At 73.6% G+C, this 6,605-nt stretch carries 6 protein-coding genes; all 6 read left to right on the plus strand.

What is annotated here, in order from left to right:
- The coding region (locus tag ABZ646_RS37050) for an N-6 DNA methylase (RefSeq protein ID WP_360529202.1) at nt 1-1,433 on the plus strand (1,433 nt) is incomplete at its 5' end.
- Between the two features lie 183 nt (nt 1,434-1,616).
- Nucleotides 1,617-2,210, plus strand: a complete 594-nt coding sequence (locus ABZ646_RS37055) for a hypothetical protein (protein ID WP_360529205.1) — start codon at nt 1,617-1,619, stop codon at nt 2,208-2,210.
- 17 nt (nt 2,211-2,227) lie between these two features.
- Nucleotides 2,228-3,736, plus strand: a complete 1,509-nt coding sequence (locus tag ABZ646_RS37060; RefSeq protein WP_360529218.1) for a serine/threonine-protein kinase — start codon at nt 2,228-2,230, stop codon at nt 3,734-3,736.
- A gap of 79 nt (nt 3,737-3,815) precedes the next feature.
- Nucleotides 3,816-4,640, plus strand: coding sequence for a glycoside hydrolase domain-containing protein (locus tag ABZ646_RS37065; protein ID WP_360529208.1), 825 nt, complete (start codon nt 3,816-3,818; stop codon nt 4,638-4,640).
- Between the two features lie 169 nt (nt 4,641-4,809).
- Nucleotides 4,810-5,457 (plus strand): SurA N-terminal domain-containing protein, encoded by a 648-nt coding sequence (locus tag ABZ646_RS37070; protein WP_360529211.1) that lies wholly within the window; start codon nt 4,810-4,812, stop codon nt 5,455-5,457.
- Between the two features lie 105 nt (nt 5,458-5,562).
- Nucleotides 5,563-6,576, plus strand: a complete 1,014-nt coding sequence (locus ABZ646_RS37075) for a nucleoside triphosphate pyrophosphohydrolase (RefSeq protein WP_360529214.1) — start codon at nt 5,563-5,565, stop codon at nt 6,574-6,576.
- Nucleotides 6,577-6,605 lie beyond the last annotated feature (29 nt).

Genomic DNA, 6,605 nt, shown 5'->3' on the forward strand with positions numbered 1-6,605 from the left:
GGCCCGCCCGCACGGTCCTGGACCCGGCCTGCGGCACCGGCGCCCTGCTGCGGGCCATGCCCACCGTTCCCGACCGGCAGCTGTACGCCCAGGACAGCGCCCCCGGCCTCGCCGCGCTCACCGCGCTGCGCCTCGCGTTGCACTCCCGGGCCCGCGTGCACGCCGCCACCGGAGACACCCTGCGCGCCGACGCCCACCCGGAGCTGCGCGCCGACGCCGTGCTGTGCCATCCCCCGTTCAACGAACGCAACTGGGGCCACGACGAGCTGGCCTACGACCCCCGCTGGGAGTACGGCTTCCCGGCGCGCACCGAGTCGGAGCTGGCCTGGGTGCAGCACGCCCTCGCCCGGCTCGCCGACGGCGGCACCGCGGTCCTGCTGATGCCGCCGGCCGCCGCGTCCCGCCGTTCCGGCCGCCGGATCCGCGCCGACCTGCTGCGCCGGGGCGCGCTGCGCGCGGTGGTGGCGCTGCCGGTCGGGACGGCACCGCCGTACAACATCCCGCTGCACCTGTGGGTGCTGCGCAGACCCGACCGGACCCCGGCCACACCGGAGGTGCTGCTCGTGGACACCGGGAGGTTCGCTGGGGAGGGGCGGGGCGGGCCCGACCGGGCGGCGGTACGGGACGCCGTACTGGACGCCTGGCGTGCCTTCGAGCGCGGTGGCGCCACGGGGGAACGGCCGGGACTGGCCCGGACGGTACCGGTCATCGAACTCCTCGACGACGACGTGGACCTCGCACCCGCCCGCCACCTGCCGCCGGAGCCGGCGGCCGACGGCGCGGAGCAGCTCACGGCGGTCCGCGAACGGCTCGGCGAGACCCTGCGGCTGACCGCCGACCTCACCCCGCCCCCGGCCGGGCAGGCGCCGCCCGCGCGCTGGCCGCTCACCACCGTCGGCGAACTCGCCCGCGGCGGCGCGCTGGTGCTGCGCACCGGTGGACACGGCGGGCACGCGCGCGTGCCCGTCCTCACCGACCAGGACGTCCTCGCCGGCACGGCGCCCTCCGGCACGCTTCCCGAGAGCGAGGAGGCGGCCGTCCTCACCGAGCCGGGCGACGTCGTCGTGCCGGTCCTCGGCGGCGGCTCGGTGGCGCGCGTGGTCGACGAGGCCACGGCGGGCGCCGTCCTGGGCCGCAGCCTCGTCCTGCTGCGCCCCGACCGCACGGCGCTCGACGCCTGGTTCCTCGCCGGCTTCCTGCGGGGCAGTGCCAACAACCGCCAGGCCAGCAGCTATGCCTCCACCGCGACCCGGCTGGACGTGCGCCGGCTGCAACTGCCGCGGCTCCCCCTGGAGGAACAGCGGCGCTACGGCGCGCGGTTCCGCGCACTCGACGAGTTCGAGCGGGCGCTGCGCCACACGAGCCGGCTCGGGGAACAGCTCGTACGTGGGATGTACGACGGTCTCACCGTCGGCACGGTCGCGCCCGACTGAGCCGTCACCCGTACGGGGGCGCGAGCTCCCGGCCGGGCTGCGCACAACGGTTCGGTACAACCCCGGCCGTATGTCCGTGCCGGGCCATATGCTCGGGACGACCACCGTACGACCGGTGCCGTCCGCGAGCGGGCCGCACCGGACGGTTACGTACGCCCTTTTCCCGGCGACACAGGAGCGATCATGCAAGGCCAGGGCCATGCGCAGCCGGTGCAGCGGCCGCCGCACAACGCTGTACTGGTCCTGCTGCGCGTGGTGTTCGTGGCGACGGGCCTGTTCAGCCTCGGCTTCCTGACGTGGGTGATGATGCTGCGGCTGGCCGTCGTGACCCGCAGGTCGGTGGATTACGGCCTGCTGGTGGCGGTCGCGGCGGCCGACGTCCTCAGCCTCGTGCTGCTGGGCAGCGAACCCGGCGACGACGTGCACACCGCCGGCGGTTACGTCGGGATCACCCTGCTGTTCGGCACGCTGCTGGCCACGGTCGTCTACTACCTCGCGGCCGACGTACGCCACTTCCAGCGCCGGCGCGCGCAGTACGCGGCGCAGAGCTACGGCTACGCGCCTCCCGTCTCGCCGTACACCACCGGGACGGCGCCCCTGGACACACGGCCGCCGCACACCCCGCCCCCGATCCTCCGGCAGCCGTCGGCGCATCCGCCGATACCCGCCCCGCCCCAGCGCCCGGCGCCCGCCCGCATCGAGCAGGTGCGCGCCGAACTCGACGAACTCAGCGACTACCTGCGCAAGCACGACGGCCACCACGAGAGCGGAAGGTGACCGTGGCGACGGGACGGATCGTCGCCGGCCGCTACGAACTGTCCACGCTCATCGGCCAGGGTGGCATGGGCCAGGTGTGGACGGCGTACGACCAGCGGCTCGACCGGCGGGTGGCGGTGAAGCTGCTGCGCCCGGACAAGGTGGCGGGCGCGGAGGCGGAGGAGCTGCGCCGGCGGTTCCTGCGCGAGTGCCGGGTGACCGCGCAGGTCGACCACCCGGGCCTGGTCACCGTGCACGACGCGGGCAGCGAGGGCGAGGAACTCTTCCTCGTCATGCAGTACGTGGACGGCGCCGACCTCTCCGACCACCTCGCGGAACACGACCCCTACCCGTGGCAGTGGGCGGTGGCGGTGGCCGCGCAGCTGTGCGCCGTGCTGAGCGCCGTGCACGCGGTGCCGATCGTCCACCGCGACCTCAAGCCGCGCAACGTGATGGTGAAACAGGACGGCACGGTCACCGTCCTCGACCTGGGTGTCGCCTCCGTCATGGACACGGACACCACCCGGCTCACCCACACCGGCTCCCCGATCGGTACGCCCGCCTACATGGCGCCCGAGCAGGCGATGGGCGGCGCGGTCGGCCCGTACACCGACCTGTACGCGCTCGGCGTGCTGCTGCACGAACTGCTCAGCGGGGAGGTGCCGTTCGCGGGTTCCACGGCCCTCGGCGTGCTGCACCGGCACCTGTACGAGCCGCCGGTGCCGGTGCGCCGGATCCGCCCCGAGGTCCCGGCGCCGCTCGAAGGCCTCGTACTGCGCCTGCTGGCCAAGGACCCGCAGCACCGGCCGGCGTCCGCACAGGAGGTCTACGAGGACCTGGCGGCGCTCCTGCCCGCGCGCGGGACGCCCTCGGGGGCGCCACTGGACCCGACGCGCCCCTTCCTGCGCCCGCACGCCCCCTGGCCGGACCGCGCGCGGACACCCGCGCCGCAGCCCGCCGCCCCCGTGGCCGCCGTACCCGGCCGGCCCGACGTCGCCACCGCCGTCGACGAGGTCAAACGACTGCTCGGTGAGGGGCGGATCACCCAGGCCGTCGACATCCTGGGCGCGATCCTGCCGGTCGCCGCCGACCGGCACGGGGAGCGCTCCACGGTCGTACGGTCCCTGCGCAAGCAGTACGCGGCCACCCTGATGGACGACGGTCAGTACCGGCGCGCGCTGCCGGAACTGCGCCGGCTCGCCGACGAGCGCGCCGCCGAGGCCGGCCAGGCCGACCCGCAGTCCCTGCGCTTCCGCTACGAGATCGCCCAGTGCCTGGAGCAGCTCGGCGAACCGGCGGCGGCCCTCGCGGAGTACCGCGCGCTGCTGCCGTACTACGAGAACCAGTACGTGGCCGGTGACCCCCAGCTCGCCCACGACGTGCGCCGCCGGATCGGGCACCTGCTGCTCGCCCTCGGCGACCGGCCGGCCGCCCACGAGACCCTCACCAGGCTGCTGTTCGACGTGGAGCGGCTGCACGGACCCGGGCACCCCATGGCGGCGGAGGTCCGGCGGACGCTGCAATGGCTGGGGCAGGTGCGCGGCTAGTTCCACCGCGCCTGATAGGTTGCCGTCCGTTTTCCGCAGGACTTTCTTGCATAGTGCACACACAGGGGTGGGGTCCGGTATGTCCAGCCATCGGCAGTCGAAGAAGCGCAGATACATCACCTGGGGCGTCGCGGGCGCCGCCGTCCTCGCCGGCGCCGGAATAGCCGCGCAGACCTCCATGGCGGCCACCACCTGGCCCGCCCAGAAGACGTTCACCGGCCGCGCCTTCGACACCTGCGCCGCGCCCTCCCTCACCGCGATGAAGGCCTGGAACACCGGCTTCTACGGCGCCGCCGCCGTCTACATCGGCGGCAAGAACCGCGGCTGCAACCAGCCGAACCTCACCGCGTCCTGGGTCAAGTCCGTCTCCGCGCTCGGCTGGAAGCTCGTCCCGCTCTACGTCGGCTCCCAGCCGTCCTGCGGATCCGGCGGCTCCGTGAAGATCAGCGCCTCCACCGCGGCCGCCGTGGGCAAGTCCGAGGCGGACGACGCCGTGGCCAAGGCCGCCGCCCTCGGGATGAAGGCCGGCAGCCCGATCTACCTCGACATGGAGGCGTACGACACGACGAACACGTCGTGCAACAACGCCGTGCTGACGTACGTCCGCGCCTTCGACAAGGAGCTGCACGCCAAGACGTACCGCGCGGGCTTCTACGGCTTCACCAGCTCCAGCGCCAAGGCGATCGCGAACGCCACGGACAAGACGGACCTGCCGGGCAACCTCTGGTACGCGCTGTGGGACAAGCAGAACACCACCACCGCGGACTGGCCGTTCGGCTCGACCCAGTTCACCGGGCACAGCCGGGCGCACCAGTACATGGTCAACAGCAAGGAGACCCGCGGCGGTTACACGATCACCGTGGACCGCGACGCGTGGGACGCCCCGGTGGCGATCACGGGCTGAGCCCGGTTCGCGGGGGGTGACCCGCAAACCCTTCCGGAGGGTGGCGCGGCGGTGCCGGATACGTGTGTGAATCGTTGGTCGAATGGGTTGGCCAGAGCTTGCCCACTGCCTACCATCGATCACCGCAAGAACTTTGTGCACCGTCGCACAATCTCCTCGGGAGGCCTCCTTGCACCGCCGCCGTCGCACCGCGCTCGTCCTGTCCGCCGCGATCGCCGCCGCGGCCCCCCTCCTCACCGCCTGCTCGGGCGGCGCGCACCCGGGCGCGGCGGCCGTCGTCGGCGGCCGGCGGATCACCGTCGCGCAGCTGGAGGACCGTGTGAACGAGGTGCGCCAGGCCCAGCGGGCCGCGGTGCCGGACCAGGCGCAGTACCAGCAGGTCCTCTCCGCCACCAGCAGCCTCACCCGGGACACCCTCTACAACATGGTCCTCGACCGGGTGCTGCACCGCGCCGCCCGGGACGCGGGCGTCAGCGTCTCCCGCAAGGACGTCGAGGAGATGCGCACCCGCCTCGAACGGCAGGCCGGCGGCGCCAAGGCCCTCCAGGCCGCCTGGCTGCAGAAGTACGGCGTCGCCCCCCGGCAGCTGGACGACAACCTCCGCTTCCAGGTGGAGGCGAACAAACTCGCCCAGGACCTCGGCACCGACACCTCCCAGCCCGCCTTCTGGAAGGCCCTCGCCCAGGCCTCCGAGGAACTCCACGTCGACCTCAACCCGCGCTACGGCGCCTGGGACGTCCAGAAGAGCAGCCGGGTGGACGCCAAGACCCCGTGGGTACGGGAGGTCACCTCGGCCGGGACCCAGGTGTCGGCGTAGGCCGGCCGACACCCGGGCGGGGACGGCGGTCATACGATCGCTTGATCATCTGGGGTCTGTGGACAAAGCGCGAGGTCGGCGACGGCCGTGCGTTACGTTCGGAGCGTGAACACCACCAGCCCCGAACCCACCACCCCGGGAGCCGGCACCGGCACCGACCCCGGCCGCATCGTCCTGCTCACCACCAGCCACCGGGTCGCCCCCGGCCTGCTGTCCTGGCCCGCCTGGCAGGCACTGCGCACGGCGGACCGCGTGCTGTGCGCCGACGGCGCGCATCCGCAGCTGCCCTACCTGCGGGAGGCCGGGACGGCCGTGGACGAGGCCGCCCCCACCGCCGGGGAACTGGTCGACGCCTGCGCCGGCGGCCGCACCGTGGTGGTCGTCGCGACGGGTGAGGGCGAACCCGCCCTCACCGACGGCCTGGCCCGCCTCGCCGGCTCCGGCCGGGTCCGGATGCCCGAGCTGGAGCTGCTCCCCGCCTCCTACGACCTCCCGGGCGCCCGCCTGCTCGACCTCGTCCAGGTCATGGACCGCATCCGCGAGGAGTGCCCCTGGTCCTCCCGCAAGACCCACGAGGGCCTGGCGAAGTACGCCATCGAGGAGGCGTACGAACTCGTCGAGGCGATCGAGGCCGGCGACCGCGACGAACTGCGCGAGGAGCTGGGCGACGTCCTCCTCCAGGTCGTCTTCCACGCACGGATAGCGGAGGAGGACCCCGACGCCCCCTTCTCGGTCGACGACGTGGCCGGAGGCATCGTCGCCAAGCTCATCCACCGCCACCCGCACGTCTTCGGCGACGAGACCGCGTCGACGCCGGAGGAGGTCAAGGAGCACTGGCTGCGGACCAAGGCGGCGGAGAAGCAGCGGGACTCGGTGACCGACGGCGTCCCCCTCGGCCAGCCCGGCCTCGCCCTCGCCGCCAAACTCACCTCCCGCGTCCGCACCGCGGGCCTGGACGTCCCCCTCCCCACCGGCGAGGGCATCGGCTACGAACTCCTGGCGCTGGCCGCCCGCGCCGAAACGGAGGGCGTGGACCCGGAAGCAGCCCTGCGGGCAGCGGCCCGCACGTACCGGGACGCGATCAGGGCGGTGGAGGGCCTCCTGATCAGCGTGCGGTGAACTGCACAGGGAGTTCCCGTAGCCCTCGC

It is taken from the genome of Streptomyces sp. NPDC007162, assembly GCF_040634175.1.
GTDB lineage: Bacteria > Actinomycetota > Actinomycetes > Streptomycetales > Streptomycetaceae > Streptomyces.

Coding starts and splice junctions, on each gene's coding strand:
- ABZ646_RS37055 (WP_360529205.1), top strand. CDS start 1,617: ATGCAAGGCCAGGGCCATGCGCAGCCGGTGCAGCGGCCGCCGCACAAC.
- ABZ646_RS37065 (WP_360529208.1), top strand. CDS start 3,816: ATGTCCAGCCATCGGCAGTCGAAGAAGCGCAGATACATCACCTGGGGC.